At 66.5% G+C, this 22,931-nt stretch carries 18 protein-coding genes; 11 read left to right on the top strand and 7 right to left on the bottom strand.

Translation table 11 applies throughout. The annotated features are described in order from the left end of the window. Window positions 1-78 precede the first annotated feature (78 nt). The 3 genes from ABZ898_RS23730 to ABZ898_RS23720 form a co-directional block, all read right to left on the bottom strand. A complete protein-coding gene (locus ABZ898_RS23730; RefSeq protein WP_361662299.1) occupies window positions 79-606 on the bottom strand; it encodes a DUF2617 family protein in 528 nt (175 codons plus the stop codon). 349 nt (window positions 607-955) lie between these two features. Further along, window positions 956-2,098 (bottom strand): hypothetical protein, encoded by a 1,143-nt coding sequence (locus ABZ898_RS23725; RefSeq protein ID WP_361662296.1) that lies wholly within the window; start codon window positions 2,096-2,098, stop codon window positions 956-958. Window positions 2,099-2,191: 93 nt separating this feature from the next. Further along, the gene (locus ABZ898_RS23720; RefSeq protein ID WP_361662293.1) at window positions 2,192-2,602 is read right to left on the bottom strand and encodes a hypothetical protein; all 411 of its coding nucleotides are present in this window, start codon (window positions 2,600-2,602) and stop codon (window positions 2,192-2,194) included. A gap of 142 nt (window positions 2,603-2,744) precedes the next feature. Between ABZ898_RS23720 and ABZ898_RS23715 the strand changes: the two genes are divergently transcribed. From ABZ898_RS23715 to ABZ898_RS23665, 11 genes are all read left to right on the top strand, one after another. Beyond that, window positions 2,745-3,608, top strand: coding sequence for an aminotransferase class I/II-fold pyridoxal phosphate-dependent enzyme (locus ABZ898_RS23715; RefSeq protein ID WP_361662290.1), 864 nt, complete (start codon window positions 2,745-2,747; stop codon window positions 3,606-3,608). Window positions 3,609-3,784: 176 nt separating this feature from the next. Next, window positions 3,785-3,955, top strand: a complete 171-nt coding sequence (locus ABZ898_RS23710; RefSeq protein WP_327344343.1) for a hypothetical protein — start codon at window positions 3,785-3,787, stop codon at window positions 3,953-3,955. Continuing rightward, a complete protein-coding gene (locus ABZ898_RS23705) occupies window positions 3,952-5,460 on the top strand; it encodes an N-6 DNA methylase (RefSeq protein WP_361662285.1) in 1,509 nt (502 codons plus the stop codon). The genes ABZ898_RS23710 and ABZ898_RS23705 overlap by 4 nt, the downstream gene beginning before the upstream one ends. After that, on the top strand, window positions 5,460-6,776 hold the full coding sequence (locus ABZ898_RS23700) for a hypothetical protein (RefSeq protein ID WP_361662282.1): 1,317 nt from the start codon (window positions 5,460-5,462) through the stop codon (window positions 6,774-6,776). The genes ABZ898_RS23705 and ABZ898_RS23700 overlap by 1 nt, the downstream gene beginning before the upstream one ends. 4 nt (window positions 6,777-6,780) lie before the next feature. Then, a complete protein-coding gene (locus ABZ898_RS23695) occupies window positions 6,781-7,947 on the top strand; it encodes a pyridoxal phosphate-dependent aminotransferase (protein WP_361662279.1) in 1,167 nt (388 codons plus the stop codon). Between the two features lie 81 nt (window positions 7,948-8,028). Next, the gene (locus ABZ898_RS23690; RefSeq protein WP_361662276.1) at window positions 8,029-9,201 is read left to right on the top strand and encodes an IS4 family transposase; all 1,173 of its coding nucleotides are present in this window, start codon (window positions 8,029-8,031) and stop codon (window positions 9,199-9,201) included. 379 nt (window positions 9,202-9,580) lie between these two features. Continuing rightward, the gene (hsdR, locus tag ABZ898_RS23685; RefSeq protein ID WP_361662273.1) at window positions 9,581-12,028 is read left to right on the top strand and encodes an EcoAI/FtnUII family type I restriction enzme subunit R; all 2,448 of its coding nucleotides are present in this window, start codon (window positions 9,581-9,583) and stop codon (window positions 12,026-12,028) included. Window positions 12,029-12,113: 85 nt separating this feature from the next. Next, the gene (locus tag ABZ898_RS23680; RefSeq protein ID WP_361662270.1) at window positions 12,114-12,713 is read left to right on the top strand and encodes a hypothetical protein; all 600 of its coding nucleotides are present in this window, start codon (window positions 12,114-12,116) and stop codon (window positions 12,711-12,713) included. Next, window positions 12,710-13,606, top strand: a complete 897-nt coding sequence (locus ABZ898_RS23675) for a nucleotidyl transferase AbiEii/AbiGii toxin family protein (protein WP_361662267.1) — start codon at window positions 12,710-12,712, stop codon at window positions 13,604-13,606. The genes ABZ898_RS23680 and ABZ898_RS23675 overlap by 4 nt, the downstream gene beginning before the upstream one ends. Before the next feature lies 1 nt (window position 13,607). Next, window positions 13,608-15,122: an N-6 DNA methylase gene (locus ABZ898_RS23670; protein WP_361662264.1), complete on the top strand. Its 1,515-nt coding sequence runs from the start codon at window positions 13,608-13,610 to the stop codon at window positions 15,120-15,122. Then, a complete protein-coding gene (locus ABZ898_RS23665) occupies window positions 15,109-16,257 on the top strand; it encodes a hypothetical protein (protein WP_361662261.1) in 1,149 nt (382 codons plus the stop codon). Before ABZ898_RS23670 ends, ABZ898_RS23665 begins: the two co-directional genes overlap by 14 nt. An 18-nt stretch (window positions 16,258-16,275) precedes the next feature. On the opposite strand, the gene radC is transcribed toward ABZ898_RS23665, so the two are convergent. The 4 genes from radC to ABZ898_RS23645 form a co-directional block, all read right to left on the bottom strand. Next, window positions 16,276-16,950 (bottom strand): DNA repair protein RadC, encoded by a 675-nt coding sequence (gene radC, locus ABZ898_RS23660; protein ID WP_361662258.1) that lies wholly within the window; start codon window positions 16,948-16,950, stop codon window positions 16,276-16,278. A gap of 19 nt (window positions 16,951-16,969) precedes the next feature. Continuing rightward, window positions 16,970-18,691, bottom strand: a complete 1,722-nt coding sequence (locus ABZ898_RS23655; RefSeq protein WP_361662255.1) for a DUF262 domain-containing protein — start codon at window positions 18,689-18,691, stop codon at window positions 16,970-16,972. Between the two features lie 448 nt (window positions 18,692-19,139). Then, window positions 19,140-21,986 carry an N-6 DNA methylase gene (locus ABZ898_RS23650; protein WP_361662252.1) on the bottom strand — a complete coding sequence of 949 codons (2,847 nt, stop codon included), beginning with the start codon at window positions 21,984-21,986 and terminating at the stop codon, window positions 19,140-19,142. Between the two features lie 270 nt (window positions 21,987-22,256). Next, a complete protein-coding gene (locus ABZ898_RS23645; protein WP_361662249.1) occupies window positions 22,257-22,574 on the bottom strand; it encodes a hypothetical protein in 318 nt (105 codons plus the stop codon). Window positions 22,575-22,931: the final 357 nt, after the last annotated feature.

Raw genomic sequence — 22,931 nt, 5'->3', positions numbered from 1 at the left:
TGCGACGTTACGTCACCGCCGCTGGACGCTTCGTCACCCACACGTGTGGAAACTCCCTGTCAGGCCAGCCCTGTTGGTTTACCCCGCCCCCTGCCCCGCCGGCACCCGGACCCCGACGCGCGTCCGGGTCGCCACCAACTGCCCGTCCTGCGGGTACGCGTGCCAGGTGCGCCAGCTCACCTGGCCGTCGTGCCGCTGGGCCAGCATCGCGGTGAACGCGTGCGGACTGCCGGGGAACACCCCGGCCAGGCCGTGCGGATGGTCGGAGACGAGGGCCAGCAACTCCTGTGCCCGGCCCGCGAACGAGCCCGGCGTGAGCATCTCCACGCGCGCCGCGAACTCGTACTCCCAGTCGCCGACCCGCTTGGCGACGCCGAGGGGGAGCGGGGTGGAGGAGCCGGGGATGCACGCGACCGTCTCCGAGCAACTGCCCCGGTCCTCCTCCAGAAGGACCTGGTGGGAGGCGCCGAGCAGCCTCAACTGCAACTTCGCCCCGCTCAGTTCGAGATCGAGGGTGGCCAGGGCCGGGAGCGGTTCGCCGCCGAGGGCCCAGGCCAGGTCGGCGGCGCGCGTGTCGGTGTAGGACGTGTTCAGGGTCGTGAGCATGGATCGGCTCCGCTAACACACGAGGAGGGGTGGTCCGGCGCACCTCGGTGACACCGGGCGATTCGGCCAGGTCGGCCCGGCTGGAGAAGCGGTGTCCATGGGACGTCCGAGGGCTTGGGGTGGTGTTTTAGAGGGAATCACGAACACTGGCCGGGCCACAGCGTTTTTACCCAAGTTCGGAGGGTTTCCATCCCTCAGAGGGCTCCACAGTTCAACTGTTCAACTACGGCGTACGCCGAGGCGCGGAGCACCGGGCTCCGCCGGCTCGCGCACTCGGGCGCCGCCCCCTGGGCGTTTCCGCCACGCGGGAGCGTCCTGAGGCGGCCGGATATCGCCGGTGCGCGGGCCGTCAGCCGGTACCGCGCCCCGAACGCCCGGCCGTGCGGCGGCGCACGGCGACGGCGCCCGCGGTGATCAGGACGAGCACCAGCGCACCTCCCGCGGCCCTGAGCACCGTCGTACGGACGGAGGAGCGGGGTGCGGCGCGGACACCGACCACGGCCCGGTCGTTCGAGTGGTCGGCGTCGGCCCGCAGACGCTCGGCGGGGCCGTCCACCCGGACCTCACCGCCGGTGAGCCGGCCCGGGGCGTCGATCCGGAGCCGGAAGGGCCAGTGGACGCGGAACCCGTCGCGGAGGAGTGGGAGGTCGAAACCGTTGGTGTACAGCCCGTACTCGCAGAGATAGGGCCGGTTCTCCCGGTGACTGTTCTCCCGCCCGCACAGCTTCGGGACGCCGACCACGCTCACGCCCTCGGGGAACCGCACCGCGACCCGGGTGAAGGGGATCGAGTTCTCGGCGTCGAGCTGGGCCTGCACGGCGGCGCCGTGGAAGAGCATCTCCAGGTCGGCCGTGACCGTCTCACCCTGCCTTCCCGAGAGCGCGGCCCCCTTCACCTCGATGTCCCAGGCGTTCTCCACCCGCAGGCTCAGGTCGCCGCGCGAGGGGGTGACGTCGTCGGGGTCGGCGGGAGGCGGGGCGCCGTTCCGCTTCGTCAGGGTCAGCTCCGCGCCCCGGCCCCGGTGGACGTCCCGCATGCCCTCTCCCGGCCGGTCGGGCGTCATGGCCTCCTGCACCGCCACCTCCTCCCCGGACGCGTACCTGCCGACGCGCAGGCCGAACGGCGCCAGCTCGAAGGACTCGCCGGGCCCGACCCGGGCGTCGATCAGGCACATCGCCCGGTGACGCGTCAGCAGGGCGGCGTCGGACCGGGCCTCGGTGCCGTAGGTGCAGTTGCGGTACTCGGCCGCGAAGGCGAGCCCGTCCGTGATCACCAGCTCGACCGGGACCCGGTCCAGCGCTCTGGTGCCGGAGTTGGTGAAGGACGCCCGCACGCGCGGGGTGTCGCCGGGGCGGAGGGTCCCGCCGCCGACGCGCTCCACGCGTGCGTGCGTCAGCGAGGGGTCGTCGCCCCGGGCGGCCGCCTGCGGCACCCCCAGGATCAGCGGCGCCACCGAGGCCGCCACCGCCGCCCGGCGGACCACTCGTCCCACGGCTCCCATCGCGGCCCCCTCCACCGGTACGTGCCTACGACGACCCGTGCCGCGCACGGAAGGTTGTGCCTCGCCGGGCGTGCCCGCCCCGGCTCAGCTGCCGCCCCCGCCGCAGCCTCCGCCGCCGCCGCACGAGGAACCGCCGCCGCCGCACGAGGACGAACCGCCGCCGCAGGACGAGCCGCCGCCCCCGCAGGACGAGTGCCCGGAGTGGCCGCTGTCCCCGCTGTGATGTCCCCCGCTGTGCCCGCCGTGGTGGCCCCCGTGGTGCCCGCCGGAGGAACCCCCGGAGTCACCGCCCCAGACCCACCAGCTCGTCGAGCCGTCGTACGCGCCCGAGGACGCCCCCGAGGCCGACCCCGAACGGTACGAGCCCGACCCACCCCGCAACCGCCGCGCGGTGCCCGGCGAGACCCGCTGCCGCCACCGGTTCCGGCGGCGCGCCCGCAGCGCGGCCGTACCGGCGAGAACCACCACCACGACGAGGATGATGCCGACGATCATGGCGTCACCCCTCCTTCCGTTCCCCCGAAGCGGCCCCCCGTGGGCGCCTCGTCCTTCCCCGCGTCCGACGCGGTGACCGGGGGATGCCCGGCCGCGCGGAGCGCCAAAGCCGAGTTGAGGAAGTCCAGAGCTTCGGCGCAGGATGGCCGCCATGACCTCCACCGCACGCCCGTACCTCAATCGCCGGCTCGCCGAGTTCGGGACGACGATCTTCGCCGAGATGTCCGCCCTGGCCACGGCCACCGGAGCGATCAACCTCGGCCAGGGCTTCCCCGACACGGACGGCCCCGAGGAGATCCGGGAAGCGGCGGTGAGGGCGCTGCGCGACGGGCGCGGCAACCAGTACCCGCCGGGTCCCGGCGTGCCGGAGCTGCGCGCGGCGATCTCCGCGCACCAGCAGCGCCGGTACGGGCTGGCGTACGACCCCGACACCGAGGTGCTGGTCACGGCGGGGGCCACGGAGGCCATCGCCGCGTCCCTGCTCGCCCTGCTGGAGCCGGGCGACGAGGTGGTGGCGCTGGAGCCGTACTACGACTCGTACGCGGCCAGCATCGCCATGGCCGGCGGGCGGCGCGTGCCGGTGACGCTGCGCCCGTCCGAGGGCCGCTTCCGGCTGGACCTGGACGAGCTGCGCGCGGCCGTCACCGACCGCACCCGCCTGCTGCTGATCAACACCCCGCACAACCCGACCGGCACGGTCCTGACCCGCGAGGAGCTGGCCGCGGTCGCCGAGCTGGCGGTGGAGCGCGACCTGCTGGTGGTGACGGACGAGGTCTACGAGCACCTGGTCTTCGACGACGCCGAGCACCTGCCGCTGGCCGGCTTCCCCGGGATGCGCGACCGCACGGTCACGATCGGCTCGGCCGGCAAGACGTTCTCCTTCACCGGCTGGAAGGTCGGCTGGGTCAAGGCATTTTCGCCTACCTATTTCAGTCAGACCGCAGGACCCGACCGCGCTGAGCGGCTGATTCGCTCGCTTGATTCCCAAATCCCGTGCGCTGCCTAATGAACCGTCATGGGACCGCGGGTTCCTAGCGAAATCCCAAACACCGTGCTCCCAGTGGCGCGTGGGCCGCGTCTTCTACTGTCCTACCTGAAGCAGGGGATCGCACGGCTCACGTCGCGCTCCTACAGATCCCCTTGGTCTTAGGAAGGAAGCCAGTGGAGCAAAGGTCGTTGTACGTGATCATCGCGGTCCTCACCGCTTTGGTGGCCGCCCTCGCCGGCAGCCTCGTGGCCGTCGTCGAAGGGGGCAGGCTCACGGTGGCCTTCAAGACGGGAGTAGTAGCCTTCGCCGCCGCTCTGACGCTGGCGCTCGGAGTCATGGCTTCTCTTGGCGTGGTGGGCCCGTGAAGAACGGCATGCCCCCTCGCCCAAACGCCCGCCACGCGACGGGCGTCGCGCGGGATGCGTCAGTGGAGGTCGGTCAGCTGACCGCCGACCTGTCCCGCCTGATGAACTCCCATGACGCCGCCCGGCTCGTCCTCGGGCTCCTCTACTTGAGCCGCACCGCGCACGTCGATTCCCGCTTCTCCGTCGCCCCCACCTGGCCGTGGCTACTAGGCCAGACCACGAAGGAGGAGGTGCCGATCAGACGTGCCGTAAGCCAACTGCTTGCCCATTGGCTGCCAGCAATCGACGCAGAGGGCAACGAGACAGGTATAGGGGATACCGTGCCCTCTTTGCCCCCCAACATCGACGGGCCCCTGCGCCGACTCATCCAAGCGATCGATGCCGTACGGCTAGTGGGGGACTTGCTCGACCAGTGCCTGCGAAACCTCTCGGCTGTCCAGGCACGCGGTAGCCACTACTTCACGCCTCGCGACATCGCCCGTCTCATGGTCGGCGTCGCGGCTCCTCAAGACGGGCACAGGGTGCTCGATCCCGTCTGCGGTTCGGCGGGCCTGCTGGTCGAGAGTCACCGCTATGTTCGTGAGCGTGTCGGGTTGAATCCGACCATGTCCCTGGTCGGGAAGGAGCAGCACGCCCACACCTCACAGGTCGCCCACATGAATCTCGCCGTACGGGGCATCGAGGCGCTCGTTTTCGCACCGGGAGACAGCCTCGCGGAGCCCGAGGCCGACCCGTGCGACATCGTCTTGGCCAACCTCCCGTTCAATCAACCTGCCTGGGCACCAGAGAACCGGAAGGATCGGCACTCGCGGGAGGGTCGGTGGGAGCGGCCGTCCATCGATCCCCGATGGCCGGATGAACCCCCGCCCAAGGGTTCCGCCAATTCCGCGTGGATCCTGCATATCGCGCACGCGCTCGCTCCGCAGGGTCGGGCAGCTTTCCTGATGGCCGACATCGCGGCCAAGAGCCCTCAACCGGCCGCACGAAAGCTCAGGGAGCGACTGGTACGGGACGACATCGTCGAGTGCGTGATCGCGCTGCCGCCCCGCGTATTCGGCCATACCGAGGCCACCGCGTGCTTGTGGGTGCTGAACAAGGACAAGAGCCCGCGTCCCGGCTGGGGCAACGTCGACCGTCGCGGGCAGGTGTTGTTCATCAATGCACGGCGGGCCTTCGAACCCGTCCCGGGGTCGAGAGCACGGAGGCTGGGAGACAAACACGCGGAGTCGATCCTGACCACTCTGGCAACCTGGCGCGGCATCGCGGAGAACAGTGCCACCTCCACGTTCTACGGCGATGAGCCGGGCTGGTCCCGAAGCTGCGCGACCGAGGAGATCGCCCTCCGCAAACACGACCTCATGCCCACCTCGTACGCAGTGGAGCCCGCAGGTCCCGAACGGGACACGCGGAGCCGGATCGACCAGCTCAAGCTGGAGCTGGTCGAGAAGCTCGACCAGGTCCGCGCCCTCGAACCGCAGCTACTGGACGCCTTGGAGGAGATCTGATGGAGGCGACGGCCCACTACTACGGCTCCGGCACCGAGGCGTGGCAGAGGACCTCCATCGGCAAGTTCCGGGAGGAGGACATGTACACCACTTCCGGAGTCCTCGACGAGAACGCTCCCGATCAGACAGGCATTGTCAGCTCAACCTACGTCAGGGGCGGGAAGATTCACCCGCCGCAGACCGGCAAGCGCGGTCCGGGGGACTCTCGCCCCCACCGGGCGACCCTCAAGGAGGGCGACCTGGTCGTAGTACTCGTCAGGCGGCCGGGCGACACCGCTTTCGTCACGGCTGAGCACGCGGGTTGGACGGCATCCAGGTCGATCGGCATCATCCGCGCGGACCCGCACGTCGTGAGATGGCTCCGCATCTGGCTACAGACACCCACGGCGAAGGCTCGGATCGAGGAGGACGTGACGGCACACGTCGAGCCCACGGTGAGCCTCGACACTCTCCGCAGCATGCCCTTCCCGCTTCCGCCTCCGGACATCATCACCAAGTACCACAGGGCCTTCAGCCTCATCGAGGAAAAGATCGACCTCCACGAGGAGGCCGCGCGAAAGGCAGTGGAGCTGGCCGACGCGATCCATGACGACTGGTCCACCGCGAGTCCGGTCTGGGAAACACGGCTGCTCCGCGAGGTGGCCAAGGCGAAGACGGGCAGCGGTTCCGCGCGCTCGATCCCTCGTGAGATCGAAGGACCCAGGGTCGACGCGATCACCCCGACCGACCTCTTCGACCTCGCGGTGCCCCACGTGGAAAGGTTCCGCCTGAGCAGCCCGGCGTATGCCTCGGAAGCGTGGCCCCCCGGCACCTTCATGTTGAGTACCCGCCCCGACGGTGCACACATCGTCGTGACGCAGCACCCGGCGTCACCCACCAGATGTGTCGTGGCGGTACAGCCTGAGGATGACAAGGACAGCTGGTGGCTGCTCCACGAGCTGAGAAGCCGAAGCAACGACATCTCGCAAATGGCTCAGGGCCGAAACGCCCGGGAGATCTCCGCACGCGCCCTCTCACGCCTGAGCCTTGCCTGGCCCGACTCGACCACCCGCGCCGACTTCCACACCATGACCGACCCACTGCACGCCATGGCAAGGCAGCTGGTCTCCGAGAGCGCAACCTTGCACGACCTGAAGGACGCGCTCTTGCGCGACATCTCGGCAAAGGCCGGCGTTCTCCTGGAGCAGGAGGCGGAGCCTGAAGAAGGCGTACATCCTCCTCGGCCCTCGATGGTCCCTACGCCGCGCGAGGCCACGACCAGCCATGAGTCAGGATGGTCCCCGGAGAACCGACAAGCACCCGCGCGAGAACGGTGAAGACATGAACGCCAGGCCGCTGCTGAACCGAAGGCTGGACGGACTCGGGACGACGATCTTCGCGGAGATGTCGGCCCTGGCGACCGCGACGGGCTCGATCAACCTGGGCCAGGGCTTCCCGGACACCGACGGGCCCGAGGAGATCCGGGAGGCCGCCGTCCGCGCCCTACGGGAAGGGAAGGGCAACCAGTACCCGCCCGGCCCGGGCATTCCGGAACTGCGCGCCGCCATCTCCGACCACCAACAGCGCTTCTACGACCTCTCCATCGACCCCGACACCGAGGTTCTGGTCACCGCCGGCGCGACCGAGGCCATCGCCGCCACCATGCTGGCGCTGCTGGAGCCGGACGACGAGGTCATCGCCTTCGAGCCCTTCTACGACTCCTACGCGGCCTGCATCGCGATGGCCGGCGCGAAGCGCGTACCGCTCACCCTGCGTGCCCCGTCCTTCCGCCCGGATCTGGACGAGCTGCGCGCCAAGATCACCCCGCGCACCCGTCTGCTGCTCCTCAATACCCCGCACAACCCGACCGGGATGGTTCTCACGGCCGACGAACAGAGCGCCATCGCCGCACTCGCCATCGAGCACGACCTGCTCGTCGTCACCGACGAGGTGTACGAGCACCTGGTCTTCGAGGGCACCCACCGCCCTATCGCGGCCCTGCCCGGCATGCGCGAGCGCACGGTCACTATCGGCTCGGCCGGCAAGACGTTCTCCTTCACCGGATGGAAGGTTGGCTGGGTCACGGCGAACGGACCGCTCGTCTCCGCCGTTCGGACGGCAAAGCAGTACCTGACGTACGTCAGCGCGGGCCCGTTCCAGTACGCGATCGCCGAAGCTCTGCGGCTACCAGACTCGTACTTCGACGGCTTCCGTGCCGACCTCCGCCGCAAGCGCGACCTGCTCGGCGACGGCCTGCGGGCGGCCGGGTTCGAGGTCTACCAGCCCCAGGGCACGTACTTCATCACCACCGACATCACTCCGTTCGGCGAGAAGGATGCCTATGCCTTCTGCCGTGCGCTCCCCGAACGGTGCGGAGTCGTCGCCATCCCCAACTCCGTCTTCTACGACGACCCCGACGCCGGACGCAGCCAGGTCCGCTTCACGTTCTGCAAGAGGGACGACGTTCTCGACGAAGCTGCCAGTCGGCTGCAGCACTTGGCGTCCTGAACTAACGCCCCTTTAGGCCCAATGCCGTTGCAATAGCTCGTGGGCGTACGCTGCTGTGGAGTGCTCCCGGGGGTGGTGCGGGTGTCTGCGGACGTCGGTGAGTTATCGGGGCTGGGGCTGTTGACCTGGGTATACCGGCCTGGGTTGGTGGATCGTGTCGTGGCCGCGTGCGGTCGTGGCGAGCAGCGCAGACGCCTGCTGCCGGCCCGGCTGGTGGTGTATTTCGTGCTCGCTCTTGCCCTGTTCTCGCCGGCGCCGTATCTGGAGGTGATGCGGCATCTGGTCGAGGGTTTGCGCGGCCAGGGGCTGCTGGGTGAGTGGCACATCCCGGCGAAGTCGTCACTGTTCCGGGCCCGCCAGCGCCTGGGCTCGGAGCCGCTGCGGGTGCTGTTCGCCACGACCGCGAAACCGATGGGCACCGAGGCCATGCCGGGGTGTTTCTGGCGCGGGCTGCGGCTGCTGGCAGTGGACGGCACCTGCTGGGACGTGGCCGACAGCCCGGCGAACGAGGCCGCCTTCGGGCGTCCCGGAAACGGCCGCGGCCACGACAGGTCCTCCTTCCCCCAGGTACGGATGGCCTGTCTGATCGAGGTGGGCACCCACCTCGTCCTGGATGCCGAACTGGCCGGCTGCCGCACCGGCGAGGTCACCCTGGTGGGCCGCCTGCCCCGCTCCTGCCAGCGCGGCGAACTGGTCCTGGCGGACCGGGAGTTCCTCGGCGTGCCCTTGTGGCGGGCCTTCACCGCCAGCGGTGCCGATCTGCTGTGGCGGGTGCCCGCCAACCGCATCCTGCCCGTCGAGCGGCAGTTGCGGGACGGGTCCTGGATCTCCCGCATCCACGCCCACACCGATTCCGCGCACCGTGATCCGGTCACGGTGCGGGTGGTGGCTTACCAGCTGCACGGCACCAGCCGCGAAGACGAGAACTACCGGCTGGTGACCAGCCTGCTCGATGCCCGCCGTTACCCCGCCCGCCAGCTGGCCGCGCTCTACCAGGAACGCTGGGAGGCGGAGGCTGTTTTCGCCGAGCTCAAGACCCATCAGCGCGGCGCCCGCATCGTGCTCACCAGCAAGACCCCTGATGGAATCCTGCAGCAGATCTGGTCCCACCTGCTGGTCCACCATGCACTGCGTGAGCTGATGGTCAGAACCGCCGCCACCCGCGGCCTGGATCCCGACCGGGTCTCCTTCACCGAAACCCTGCGCTCCGCCCGGCGCAGCGTGACCGTCACGCCAGGCGGCTTTTCCCCCTGAGCTGCTGGTCAGAGCCCTCGTCGTGCTCCAGCACGACCTGCTCGAACGCCTCCTGCCACGCAGACGCCTGCGCAGCCAGCCTCGCGTCGTCAAACGCAAAATGTCCAACTACCGACTCAAACGGGCCGAACACCACACATGGCCCCAACCCACCCACACCGGCACCCAAGCCGTCCGCATCCAACGACCCCAACCCGCACACCCGTAAAGCAACAGCATTGCCTTTAGGCCGCGCCGCGCAGGGCGTGTTCTCCGGCCTGGGCGAGCCATCGGGGGCGGCACCGTCCGCTGCACGTCAGGGAGAGGCTGGATCTCGCCAACGGTGAGGACAGCCGCGATCAACGGCACTACTCTCCGTGTGGTGACAGGTGCACAGGGGATGACAGAAGACGAGACGTGCCGGGCATTGGTTATACCTGCCCTCGCTGATTCCGGGTGGGCCAGTGATCAGATTCGCCCGCAGTTCCGCATTAACGACGGGCGACTCACACCGACGCCGAAGCGGCACGTCTACGGCGACCCTCTGGTTGCCGACTATGTGCTGGAGTACGCGCCGGACGTCCCCATCGGCGTTATCGAGGCCAAGCGCTACCGCGTCGATGCCAACGACGGTGTGGAGCAGGCTCGTCGGTACGCCGCGAAGCTCGGGCTGTCCTTCGCCTACGCCACCAACGGCAGGCAGATCGTGGAGATCGACTACAGCGGTGCTGCTCCCACAATCCGGGAAATCGACCGTTTCCCCACGCCCGAGGAGCTGTGGAGCCGCTATCTGGCCGATCAGCAGGCGGACTCTAGCGTCGGGCGCGAACTCCTAGCCGCCCCCTACGATCACACGCTGCGAAATTCGGACAACACCGCCAAGCGGCCCCGCTACTACCAGCGCGTCGCGGTAGCTCGCACCCTGGCGGCCATCGCCGCAGGACAGAAGCGGATCCTTCTTGTGCTGGCCACCGGTACAGGAAAGACCATGGTGGCCCTTCAGACGGTCGCCAAGCTCTACAGGTCCCAGTGGACCTCGGGCCGCAAGCCTAGGGTTCTGTACCTGTCGGACCGCTCGATGCTTGTCGACGACCCCAAGGACAAGTACTTCCTCCCTGTCTTCGGCCAGGACGACGTCCACAAGATCAGCGGCGAGCCCGTCCGGGGCCGGAAGATCTACTTCGCCCTCTACCAGGCGCTGGAGAAGGGCGATGAGGAAGAACTTTTCCGTCGCTACGAACCCGACTACTTCGACCTGATCATCGTGGACGAGTGCCATCGGGGCAGCGCCCGGGATAATTCGCAGTGGCGCCGCGTGCTAGAGCACTTCTCTCCTGCGACCCAGCTCGGGCTGACCGCCACCCCGATCAGCAAGAAGGAGGCCGACACCTTCGACTACTTCGGCGAGCCCGTCTACACCTACTCGCTGGCCGACGGCATCGAGGACGGCTTTCTGGCCCCGTACCGGGTGCGCCGGGTCCGACTAAACGTGGACATGGAGGGTTACCAGACGGAGCCCGGGCAGCGGGACAAGTACGGCAACGAGATCCCGGAGGGCGTCTACGGTCCGAAGGACTTCGAGCGAGTCATGGTGATCCTGGAGCGCACCGAGGCAGCGGCGCAGTACGTCATCGACTACTTGCGCTCCACTGCCGAGGACGGCAAGCACGGGAAAACCATCGTGTTCTGCGAGGACAACAACCACGCTGCCCGCATGCGCACGGCCCTCTTCAACGCGGCCTCGGCGGAGGTGCAGGCTCACCACGACTACGTTGTTCGGATCACCGACGCTGACGGCCCCCACGGCCGGGCTCTGCTGGATGACTTCCGCAAGGACGACTCCGACGAACCAGTGATCGCCGTGACGTCCAAGCTGCTCAACACCGGCATCGACCTGCCAGCCGTACGCAACATCGTCCTGTTCCGGCGCATCGGCTCCATGCCCGAGTTCAAGCAGACCATCGGTCGGGGCACTCGTCTGTGCCCGGAGATCGGCAAGGGGTCCTTCGACATCATCGACTTCGTCGAGGCCACCCGGCTCTTCAACGACCCCGGGTTCGACGGACCTCCGCTCCGCGTCGTGCGCGATACAGCCGACGAGCAAGGGCATGTGGTCGGGAGCGCGCCGGAGACCCCCGAGGGCGACGGGATCGACCCGGAGAGTGTGGCCGAGCCCGAGGCCGCGTACGACCAGACGGACGGCGGCAGTTTCGACGAGCCCCATGCCGATGACAGGGTGGATGACCCCGAAGAGGTGGATCGCATCCGGTCCCGCGGCAGGCGTTACGTCGTCAACGGAGTACATGTCTACAAGTGGGGCGAGCGCCGGTACCAGCTCGACACGGACGGCCGGACGATGAGGCTGGTGACCATCCAGCAGTGGGTACACGACCGCGTACTCGAACTCGACCTCGCACCGGACAAGCTGCGCTCCCAGTGGGCCGTAGCCAAGAGCAGGCGCGAGCTCATGACCATCCTGCACACCGCCGACGTCGAGGCAGAGGAACTGCCTGCGGAGTTCGGCAGCCCTGATGTCGATCCGGTTGACCTGCTCCTCAACGTCGCCTGGGGACTGCCGCTGGTCAGTCGGGAGGAACGGCTGTACCGGTTCCTGCACGAGCACCGGGACTTCCTGGAGTCCTTCCAGCCTCAAGCCCGACAGGTGCTCGAGGAGATGCTGCTGAAGTTCGCCGAGCACGGCTCGCCCCAGCTCAAGCCGGAAACCCTCGGGGTACGCCCCTTTACCGAGATGGGCTCGGTCGTCGAGCTGGCGAACCGCTTCGGCGGCGCGAAGCCTCTGCACGAGGCCATTGACGAGCTGAGCAAGCGACTACTGGAAGCTTCGTAAGTAAAATAAAACTGTAGTTTTATGTAGATGAGTCTCGTCAAACTAAAGGCGACTGTTAGGTATTCGCCCCTGATAGGCTGGAAAGGTGCTCAGGGACCGTACGGACACCAGGGCTGCCCTCTGGCGCATCGCCGGCGGGCAGCGTGGTTACTTCACAGCAGCTCAGGCGCTTGAGGTTGGGTACACCTATCAAGCCCAGCGGTACCACGCTCAGCGTGGCAACTGGACGGCCGTCGACCGTGGCATCTACCGCTTCCGCGAGTTCGACGTCTTGCCCGGTGGTGCGGACGACCATCTGGTCCGCTGGTCCCTGTGGAGCAAGGGGCGCGCGATCGTCTCCCACACCACCGCCCTGTCTGTTCACGACCTGGGTACGGCCAACCCCTCACAGATCCATCTCACAGTCCCTCCCGGCTTTCGACAGAAAGACGATGCCGTGATCCTTCACCGGGCCGAACTCGCCCAGGACGAGATCGAGGAGCGTGACGGCTACCGCGTGACGACACCGGTACGGGCGATCATCGAGTGCGCGGCCGCGCAGGTGGACCAGGACGTAGTGGACTCCGCCGTCGCCGAGGCTCTGGAACGGGGGCTGGCCACCCGGCGACGCCTCCTGCACACGGCCCAGCGGCTGGGCGCGCGAGCTGAACTCGGTATCGAGCGGGCGCTTCAGGAGACGCAGTGACCGATCGCTATCGTGACGCCACCGCGCTCCGGCGGGCCCTTGAGGTCCGGCTCAAGCAGCAGGCAGCCGATACCGCTACAGATCTAGCTAGGCGGCGCCGTCTCGTCGTCTTCGACCGAGTCGCAGCCCGCCTCTCCGCTGACCCGGCAGCGGGCTGGGTCCTCAAGGGCGGGGCAGTGATGGAGTTCCGTCTGAGTGGCAGAGCGCGCACAACCAAGGACATGGACTTCGCTGCCCGCCCGGACTGCGAATCAGGACTTGACGGCCCAGCAGTGCGTGAACTCCTCATCGACGTAATCGCAGTGGACGAGGACAAGGATGGCTTCCTGTTCCAGGTGTCCCCTCCCATCGAGCTCAGGGCGGACACGGCAGGGCGGGGCGGCTGGCGTTTCTCCGTCGAGTCCCGACTGGCAGGCAGGATCTTCGCGACCGTACGCGCCGATGTCGTCGCACGGGGAGAGGAGATCGCCCTGACCGAGAGGCTTCCGCTGCCCAACACCCTGGGCTTCGCCGGAACTCCGCCCCGGGACATCGAGGCTGTGGATCGCCGCCAGCACTTTGCCGAGAAGCTGCACGCCTTCACCCGCGACTCCGGCGACCGACCCAACACCCGAGTCAAGGACCTGGTGGACCTGGTACTACTCATCGAGAGTGGCCTGGTCCCGGACACATCCGTAGTCGATGCCGTACGCCATGTATTCGCCGTACGGGCGACACATGAGGTGCCGGCGGTGCTTCCGGAACCACCGCCGAGCTGGGCGCAGATCTACCCCGAACTGGCCGAGAGCCTCACCGACACTCCCCCTCGACTCGACGCCGCACTCGACCTGGTGCGCGGATTCTGGTGCGAGGCATCTGACAACGGCGAAGCCGAACCGAAGCAGAAAGACTGAGATGGCGTCCACCAAAAAGAAGGCGGCTGTGGCCACCACGTCAAGGGCGCGACTCGCGTCCGTCATCAAGTCGGCACGCGACACCATGCGCAAGGACGCCGGACTTAATGGTGACCTCGACCGCCTCCCCCAGCTCTCCTGGCTGCTGTTCCTCAAGGCGTTCGACCAGCGTGTCGAGCAGGTAGGGCCGCTGCTCGACCCCGACTACCGTCCGGCGATCGAGAAACCGTACCGGTGGGAGGACTGGGCGACGAAGCCCGACTTCAGCAGCAACGAACTGAAGACCTTCGTCAACGACAAACTCATCCCGCATCTTGCCGGACTGAAGGGAGCCGACGGCGACGCCGAGGACCCGCGGAACGTTCTGTCGACCATCTTCAAGGACGTCAACAACCGCATGCAGTCCGGGACCCTCCTACGGGACCTGGTGAACTTGGTGGACGAGATCCACTTCGACTCCTCGGACGACATCCACACGATGGCGTTCCTCTACGAGTCGATCCTCAAGGAGATGCGAGACGCAGCCGGCGACTCCGGCGAGTTCTACACCCCTCGCCCCGTCAATCGCTTCATGGTGCAGCAGTCCTTCCTCAAACTCGGGGAGTCGATCCTCGACCCTGCCTGCGGTACCGGTGGCTTCCTTGTCCAGGCGTACGAGGACCTGGTGCAGCGGGTGGAGACCGACACCCAGCGCAGGCAGCTGCACGACGACATCCGCGGCATCGAGAAGAAGTCTCTCCCGTACCTCCTGGCCAGCATGAACCTGCTGCTGCACGGTATCGGCGCGCCGCGGTTGGTCCGAGAGAACGCCCTGCTTCAGATGCGGGACGCTACGGCAGCGGACCGGGTAGACGCGGTACTGACGAACCCGCCGTTCGGGGGTGAGGAAGAACGGTCGGTGGTCGAGAAGTTCCCGAAGGGCTACCAGACCCAGGAGACGTCCTGGCTCTTCCTGCACGCCATCCTTGACCAGCTGAAGAAGGGTGGACGCTGCGCGATTGTCCTGCCGAACGGCAGCCTCTTCGCCAGCGGCGAGAACAGCATCGGTGCGCGCATCAAGCAGAAGCTGATGAAGGAGTGCAACCTGCACACCATCGTCCGCCTGCCCCAGGGCGTCTTCGCGCCGTACACACAGATTCCGTCGAACCTGCTGTTCTTCGAGAAGGGCAAGCCCACGGAGGAGGTCTGGTTCTACGAGCTCCCCCTTCCGGACGGCCGCCGGAGCTATACCAAGACCAAGCCGATGCGGTTCGAGGAGTTCGAGCCGTGCGTCGAGTGGTGGGGGGGTGCGAAACGAGAGGGCCGCGAAGAGGGCGGCAACGCGTGGAAAGTAACGGCTACTGAGATCGAAAAGGCGGGCTTCAACCTCGACATCCCGAATCCCCATGGTGGGGAGGGCCTGGCGCATCGATCTCCGGAGGATCTTGTGAATGAGCTCATTAAGACGGAGAACGAGATTCTGGGGCTTCTGAAGGAGCTGCGCGACGAGGTGGGGGTCAGCTGTGGAGGTGAATGAAGTTCAGCTTGGTGACGTCCTGACGTTGGAACGCGTCCCCGTCGACGTCGATCCCGATGCGGAGTACAGGCAGATCGGCATCAAGTCTTTCGGCAACGGGATCTTCCATCGTGATCCCTGCTTGGGTTGTGATCTGAGTAAGCTCAAATATTTTGAGGTCCACCCTGGTCGGCTTATCGTCAGCAACATCATGGCCTGGGAGGGCGCCATCGGAATCTCGACGGAGAGTGAGGAGGGTTTCGTCGGGTCGGCTAGGTTTCTAAGCTACCGTCCTACTAGTGACGTCGATATTCGATACCTTAACTACTATTTCCAGAGCTCGGACGGACTCTCGTTGATCCGTTCAGCTTCGACGGGGACTGTAGCCCGTAACCAGACTCTCTCACCGAAGAACTTCGAGAAGGCTACGGTATCTCTTCCTGACCCGGACGAGCAGCGCCGGGTCTCCGACAAGCTCGATAAGCTCATGTCGAAACTTGGCACGACGTTCGCAGTCGCTCCTGGCACGGAAGATGCCCGCCAGCTTGCAGTATCTGGGCTCGATCAGGTACTCGCCCGCTGGGCAACCGGCACCGTTAGGGTGGACGATGTCTGCACACTGGTGAGCGACACTGTCCATCCTGGTGACGACCCAAGCCCGGCCAGAGAGTTCGTGGGCCTGGAACACATTGCACCACACCTCGGTACGCGAATCGGATCACGCCCGCTCGGCGATGAGAAGGGACGTAAGTTCAGGTTCGCAGCTGGGGATGTTCTCTATGGTTACCTGCGCCCGTATCTAAACAAGGTGTGGCTCTCCGACCGGGCTGGACTGTGCAGCGTGGAGCAGTATGTGCTGCGTCCTAACGGCATCATGCCTGGCGAGCTTCTTGCGGCTGGCCTGCGGAGCAAATCCACTCTGGACAAGGTACTAAACGCCACTCATAATCTCCAGCTTCCGCGCCTTCGCTCTGGTCTTCTCATGGCCATGGAGATTCCCAGCATTCCGCGCGACCGCCACAAGCAGGCGACAGCCGATGTTAATGCATTCATGCAGAAGGTTCGGGCCCTTGATAACCGCCAGCGCCACCGCGATGAACTTCTGACCGCTGTCCGCCCCTCCCTCCTCAACGCCGCGTTCTCCGGACAGCTGTAGTCGGCCCGGGGCCGACTCTCAGCCGGAGATAGCCTCCACCCGACGCCATTCCCGGTCCGTGACCACCACATGGTCTAGGAACCGGAGCCCGACAGCCTCTGCTCCCGCCACCAGGCGGGCTGTCGCGCGGCGGTCGGGCTCGCTGGGCTCCACGCGGCCTGTGGGGTGGTTGTGGGCTACGCCGAAGGCCGTGCCGCTCGTGGCCAGGACCAGGGCCAGCACATCACGGACAGGAAGAAGAGAGCGGTCAACAGCGCCCTCGGTCAGCGTCGCCTTCCGCAGTACCGCGCCAGCCGCGTCGCACACCACGACCACGACCCGCTCGTGCCTCAGGCCCCTCAGCAGCGGTGCTGCGATCCTGGCCAGGTCGGCGGATTCGCGAACGTATTGCCGACTCTGGACCTCGGTTGGTGCTGCCCGGCGCCCCAGCTGAAAGGCTGCCGCGATGCGCGCCGCCTTCGCCGGCCCCATCCCTGGTAGCCCCGCCATCAGCTCGTGTGCCGGTGTCCGGGAGAGTTCGTACAGCCCGCCGTGCCGGGCGATGAGCTGCCCTGCCAATTCCACCGCATCGCAGCCACCTGTGCCTGAGCCAATCAGTAGGGCCAGGAGTTCGCGGTCGGAGAGCGCTTCCGCTCCTCGGTCCAGCAGCCGCTCCCGGGGCCGGTCAGCAACCGGTACATCCGCCATCCGCATCCCGGCCCCACCTCATCCCTCAGTCCGCAGAATCGCGGTCGATCGGTTCGTCCAGGAGAGAGTCGGAGTCCGCTTCCTCCTCCAGCTCCTCGTCATCGGGCAACGGCCGCGCCTCACCCCTCGCGGCAGGACTCACCGGTCCCGCCGCTCCACCGATCAACTGCATCAACCGCCGGTGCAACGTCTCCGACCTCACGCGGAGAAAAGTGTCGTAGTCGTCCCTCAGCGCTGCCTGGTATGCGTCTTCCTCTACCAGGCAGGTTCTCAACCGCTCACGTAGCGGTCCCTCGCCCTCGATATCGGCCAGGTCCCGCAGATACTGCGAGGGTGGCCGGTCGGTCACCCAGATGTTGCTGTGCGAGGTCAGCATGACCAGATTGCCGCAGACATTCGCCCCGGCGCTGGTCACCCCACGCGATCGCAGAAACGCCTTGGGAAAGAAGTGATGGAACTCCTTGTCGTTCTGCCACGACAAGGCCCTGCCTACGTCGATCCGCTGCCCGGTGAGTAGGTCCAGCGGGTCCTCGTACGAAAGGAGGAGAGCGAGGAGCTTGCTCGGTGCGTTCCGTTTGGAGAAAGCACTCCGCCGCCACAAGGCGCTCCGCGGGAGTGCCGCTCCCGTCTCGATCTCTTGGGCCTCACCCTTGGCGAAGGCAGTGATCGCCTGCAGGTCGGGACCCATCTGAGCCTCGCTCCAGCCCTTGAAGTACTCACCGCTCGCGGTCAGCCAGAACCAGCGGCGCAACACGTCGTACTGCGCGGACGAAGGCTTCGGCAGCTGCCGAAACACTTCGACGAGCACCGCGAACTGGTTGTAGTAGGGAAGAGCGTCGGCCTTCGGCGTGCGAATCTGGGTGCTGAGGAAGTCCACTGCCCGCTCGGCCGCCTTCGCCGCCTCGACGACGGCCTCCCGCAACCGCTCCTTGTCGAGTTCTCTCAGACGGTTGATGTCCTTGGTGGAGAACCCGAATCCGGCGGCGACCGCGATCGTGCGGAGCATGGTCTTGGTGTCGACTCGGCCGTAGCGTTTCGCGTCGAGGACCTGGAGCAGTGATTCGATCTCCTCCTTGAGGTCGAAGTCGGGGCTCCAGGTGCCGGCCCGCGCTACGTCGACGATGTTCATCGTCGTGCCCGTGCTGTTGATCCGTACGAAGACCTCCGCGGACTCCTCAGCCGACATGTGGTCCAAGGTCACCACTGGCACGAGGTAATTGGCGAACTGCTCGTACAACTCGGTCGCGCGCTCGCGCAACTCGGGGGACAACTCGGCTACCTGCCCGAAGAGGGATCCTGCCGAGCTCACCTTCCGCATGGGGATGATGTGCGGTCCGGTCGCGCTCTCCGGGGTGCGCTGGAAGAAGCGCTCCTCTTCCAGGTCGTAGGCGATGTCCCAGGAGCCGGTGCCGCCGTGCAGCGCGCCGATGATGCTGGCGAGCCTCTGCTGGCCGTCGAGGATGTACTTGACCGGGCGGCCGGGACGCGGCGGATCCACCTCCAAGCCCGCGACGGTCTCCTCGCTGGCGAGTTGCTCTGTGGTGTCCCACAGCAGCAGGCTGCCGATGGGGTAGTTGCGCAGCACCGAATCGAGGAGGTGGAGGATCTGGTGGGGTCCCCACACGAACGCCCGCTGGTACTTCGGCAGCACGATCTCGCCGGTCAGTACACGGTCGGCGAGCCGGGAGACCGGCACGATCGTCGGTTCCGGGCTAGCGGACTGGCGCCTGCGGCCTGTTGCGCTCACTGAGCATGCCCCCCATAGGCCGTGATCTTTGGAAGATTGTTCGCTGGGGATTCTACGGAGCAGCACTGACAGACAGACGTGCTCGAGACCGGATCGGCACAGATGCGTCGACACTGTCCTGCCCATTAGAGCTCACCCTCTCGGCGACCGGGCACTGGCGGCCTTCAGGAGGACGGGAGACCTTTACGCACGGTTCTGCGGGAGCCCGGGGTGAGATCCCCCGAACACCCGACAAGGGCTGCCCCCAACACGCTTTCCAAATGTTCGTCTGGGGGTTCGGGGCGGGACGGGGGCGTTCTGAACTGCGGTGGAGCGGATGGTGGTGGAGGTGCCGGACGACACCGGACGGGGGTGAATGAGACCAAAACTGAGACCAGAGAGAGCCACGTGCCCTGATCAGCGGCGGATCCCTCCGCGTACGCACACTGCCTTTGCGTAAGCGGAGACCTCAACCGGCATGAACAGCCTCCTCTGTAGGGCTGCCGGAGGCCAGAGCAGCTACAAGATTGGCGGTGGGCGTGGCGACCTCGGTCAGTTCCGATGGGGCTACTTCGTGGTAGGCCACGAATCGGACACCTTCAGGGCGTAGGCGGTTGAAGTAGTAGCAGCCGCTGCTTGATCCGAACGCTACCGGGTGCATCAGGACTAGAGGAGCGAGTGGGAGTGCACTGCCGGCTTCGCGGGAGAGGAGGTACAGGCCGTCTTCTTCCATGGCCACGTTGGTCGGGATCTGCTCTTGTCTGAATGGTGCATTGGGGCCCATGGCCAAATCCACATCATGGTGGAACACCCTGTTTCTGATCCGAGCGGTGCCGGCGCGCACGAGGGGAAAGTCCTGCCAGCCGACGCCGATCAGGTTGCGCAGGGTGTGGACGTGACCGGTCAGGGTGTCGAGCTGTTCCTTGAGCGTGTCGGCGTTTATCGCACCTGAGTGGCCTTTCCAGGCGTTGCGTCGTTGGATCACCTCTGCGAACAGGTTCGTGATGTCGGTGCTGAGGAGGGTGTCCAGGAAGTCCGGTGGTGCGTCGGCAAAGGCTGCTCGTGCTCGCGCCTGCTCGTCCGTGTCGGTTCCGGTCAGTGCGGTGCGGTATCTCTTGTTGAGCCGCTGCAAGACGATGTGCCAGACACCAAGGGTAGCCCGCTCGGGGGTGAGTCCTGCGGAGCGGAGCTGCTCGGCAAGTGCGGGAAGTTCCTGCTCAAGCCGTGAATGATCCTGGAGTAGCGCTGATACGGCGACGATGGCGTGGAACTGAATCGTGGCTTCCCAGAAGTGGAACATCTGGTCGCGGCGGGCGTGCAGGTTGCTGTCGCCCTTGGATTCGTACGCCCACAGGGCGCTGGCCATGGGGAAGGGCAGGCTGGCCGCCCATTGCGCGAGATCTGCCGATGGAATGAGACTCCTGGCTTCGCGGTAGATGTCGGAACGCTTCTTGGGGTCGTTCCAGAGCTCGCGGTGCGAATCGACCAGGTGACGGCGAGCTGCGGCCAGTGCTCGTTCCGTGCGGGCCATGTCCCGCTGGACGGACAAGTCCGGCAGGGCGACGAGAAGATCGTCCGCCATGCGCCAGGCATGGTTGAGGTCGACGGCGCGGGGGCTGACGTAGCTGTCGCTACCGGAGCCGACCGCCGTCGAGCGCAGGCGCCGACCGGGGGGAGAATTGAGCCAACCCGCCAAATATTCGGCGTCCGCGTACGTAGTCCTGGGCCGGAGCACGAGCACGCGGTTGTCGGGAGCGACTTCGCCCGGGTCCCCGGTCACTGCGTCCAGATGCGGTTCGATGGGGACGATCAGAGCCTGCTCCCCGGTAACGGACGACAGCATGGCGGCACGTTCGGCAGCTTTGGTCGAGGGGATGTAGCAGACGTGCTCGGTGAGCTCGGTGAGGCGGGCGGTCTTCCAGCCGAGTTGCGTGAGGGGCCGCAGTGCGCGCGGAGTTCGGTCGGTTTTGAAGACGCGGTCCACGTCGAACATCGTGAGTTGTGGTTTGGCAATGTCTGTCACGGTCGGTGGCACCATGGCGTATCGAGTCTCGCGCCATGTTTCGGTGACGGAGGTTGCCGGCAGGAGCATGGTCAGCCGTGGTACGTCACCCGGCTCGCGCTTGCTGGTGACTGCGGTGGAGTGATGGGTGACGCTGACCTGACGAAAGGACAGGTCCTTCGCAGTGGCTGTTCGGCTGTAAGCGGTCGGCTTTGAATGCTTCAGGCTGCGAGACAGTTCTTCGAGAGCTGCTTCGCTGATCGTGCGGCGCTCGAGTCGATGGGGGTCCCCATCCTGAAAGGAGCCGCGGAGATCGATGAACTGCACCTTGCGTCGACGTGCTGCGGGCTTGCGGTTGGAGAAGATCAGGGCAAACAGGCGGATTCCGGTGCTGGTGCTGAGCCCTTCGGGCAGAGCGATGACGGCGTCCAAGAGGTCCTGATCGAGCAGCCAGGCACGGATCGTGCTGCCGCCCGTGTCGTGTAGCGGTGCGGTAGCGGTGAACATAACGCCCCGGCCGCCGCCGTCCGCCGGATCCCGAAGCTTACTGACCAGGATCTGGGCGAACAGGAGGGAAGCGTTGTTGGGCTGCGGAAGCCCGGCGGGGAAGCGTCCTTCCGGTCGGTCGGCTTCGGCTGCGCATGCCTTGTAGCTTCCCTGCCAGGACAGGTTGTACGGAATCTCGGCCACTGCGTAGTCGAATCGGCGATCAGGAAAGGCATCCTGTTCGAGGGAGTTTGAGTGGCTGAACGCGGAAGCGGCCCCGAGGAGAAAGGCGTGCGCCCGGGCACGCTGGACAACGGACGCGTTGATGTCCTGGCCGGCGACAGACACAGACGTTCCGGTCTGCTCAGCCAGCGCCCGCGCCGCGTCCAGCGCCAGGGTGGCGGAACCGCACGCCGGATCATAGAGATGCGTTGCCTCCGTGCGGCTGTCGCGCTCGTACGCGGTCAAGGCGGTTCTGGCAACCTCTACGAGAGAGGTGGACGTAGTGAACTCGTCACGGTGGAACGAGGGGAAGTAGGGACGGAGCAGCACCCGGACGTAGTGATGCATCTGCGTTGGTGTGTAGCTGCTCAGCACCTCCTGCTCGCCTTCCAGCGCGGAGTCCAATTCAGGGTTTCCCTGGCATGCGTTCCGTGCAACACGCTGCAGGTCGTCGAGCTCCGGTGAAGCCAGGCCCGTAGTCCGGCTTCTCCAGTCGACGGCGTTCCACAGCAGCACGTCGGCCATCTCGCTGGCATCCATGCGCCCCCGGATGGAGTCAATGAGATTCCACAGGCATTGCTCGACCGTCCGCTGCTCATTCGTCATGTGGAGCCCCCAGGGTTGTAGACGCGCGACCCCGGCCGATAGGGGTCTGCCCGTCAACTGCGATCGTTGGCACTCAGCGAGAGGGAGATCAACTTACTAGCCATTGTCTTTGCGACCAGTTCATGCGTCACGGGCGGCCTTTCCTACCTAGTCCCCTATGCCAGGCACTACGTCATGCCCATGCCCGATGGTCGGCGGTCGCACAGTTAGCCCCGTCGCCGTCACCGCCCCGAGGGATCCACTAGAGCCTCGTGAGCTCGGCCAGACCGGCTATATCTCAGGCAGCTCTACTCTGCGCACCCACATCTGCCAACTATGGTCCGCTTCCACCCGCTGCCAGCCGTCCGGATCGGGTCCGTGCTCGAAGAACCGGTCGATCCGCGACTCCGCCCACTCCGCGAAGGCTCTGCGCTCGTACGGGTCGATCCCGGGCCGCACCAAGAGCCATACGAGGAGGCTGCCGTCTCCCGAGTCTTTGATCTTCGCATAGCCGTCATGCTCCGGGCGCGCGAGGTCTGGCCACTCATCTCCGCGGATGGTGACGCCTCGCGCCGCCAGTCTTCTCTCGGCTTCGGAACGCTCATCCATAGTTCCATCTTGCGCCCTGTTGGTGCTGCCGTGGCTGCTGTGGCCGCTTGCTGATGGAGACCTGGGCTCGGCACCCGGTGGGGTGGCCTCTCGACCGAGAGCGCACCGAAGCCCGCCTGCCCGCGTGTGTGGGCGTTCGCGCCGTGCAACAACTTCGGCATCCTTATGCGCCTATCTCGACGGCCTTGTTTAGCAAGGGAATCGCCAGGCAAATCACACGATCGAGTGACCGCTGTCGAAGTGAACGAGTACAGGTGGGCACTTCGGTGGCAGAGTCCACCACGCACGTCGGTGGTCTATCACTGGCGTCCGCCTCATGCCGCCGCCGGCGGAGCAGGAAACCAGTCGAGAGATCCC

The sequence above is a fragment of the Streptomyces sp. NPDC046860 genome, assembly GCF_040645115.1.
In the GTDB taxonomy this organism is placed as follows: Bacteria; Actinomycetota; Actinomycetes; order Streptomycetales; family Streptomycetaceae; genus Streptomyces.
Note: the sequence above shows the minus strand (reverse complement) of the source record. Positions and strands in the feature narration are given on the sequence as shown.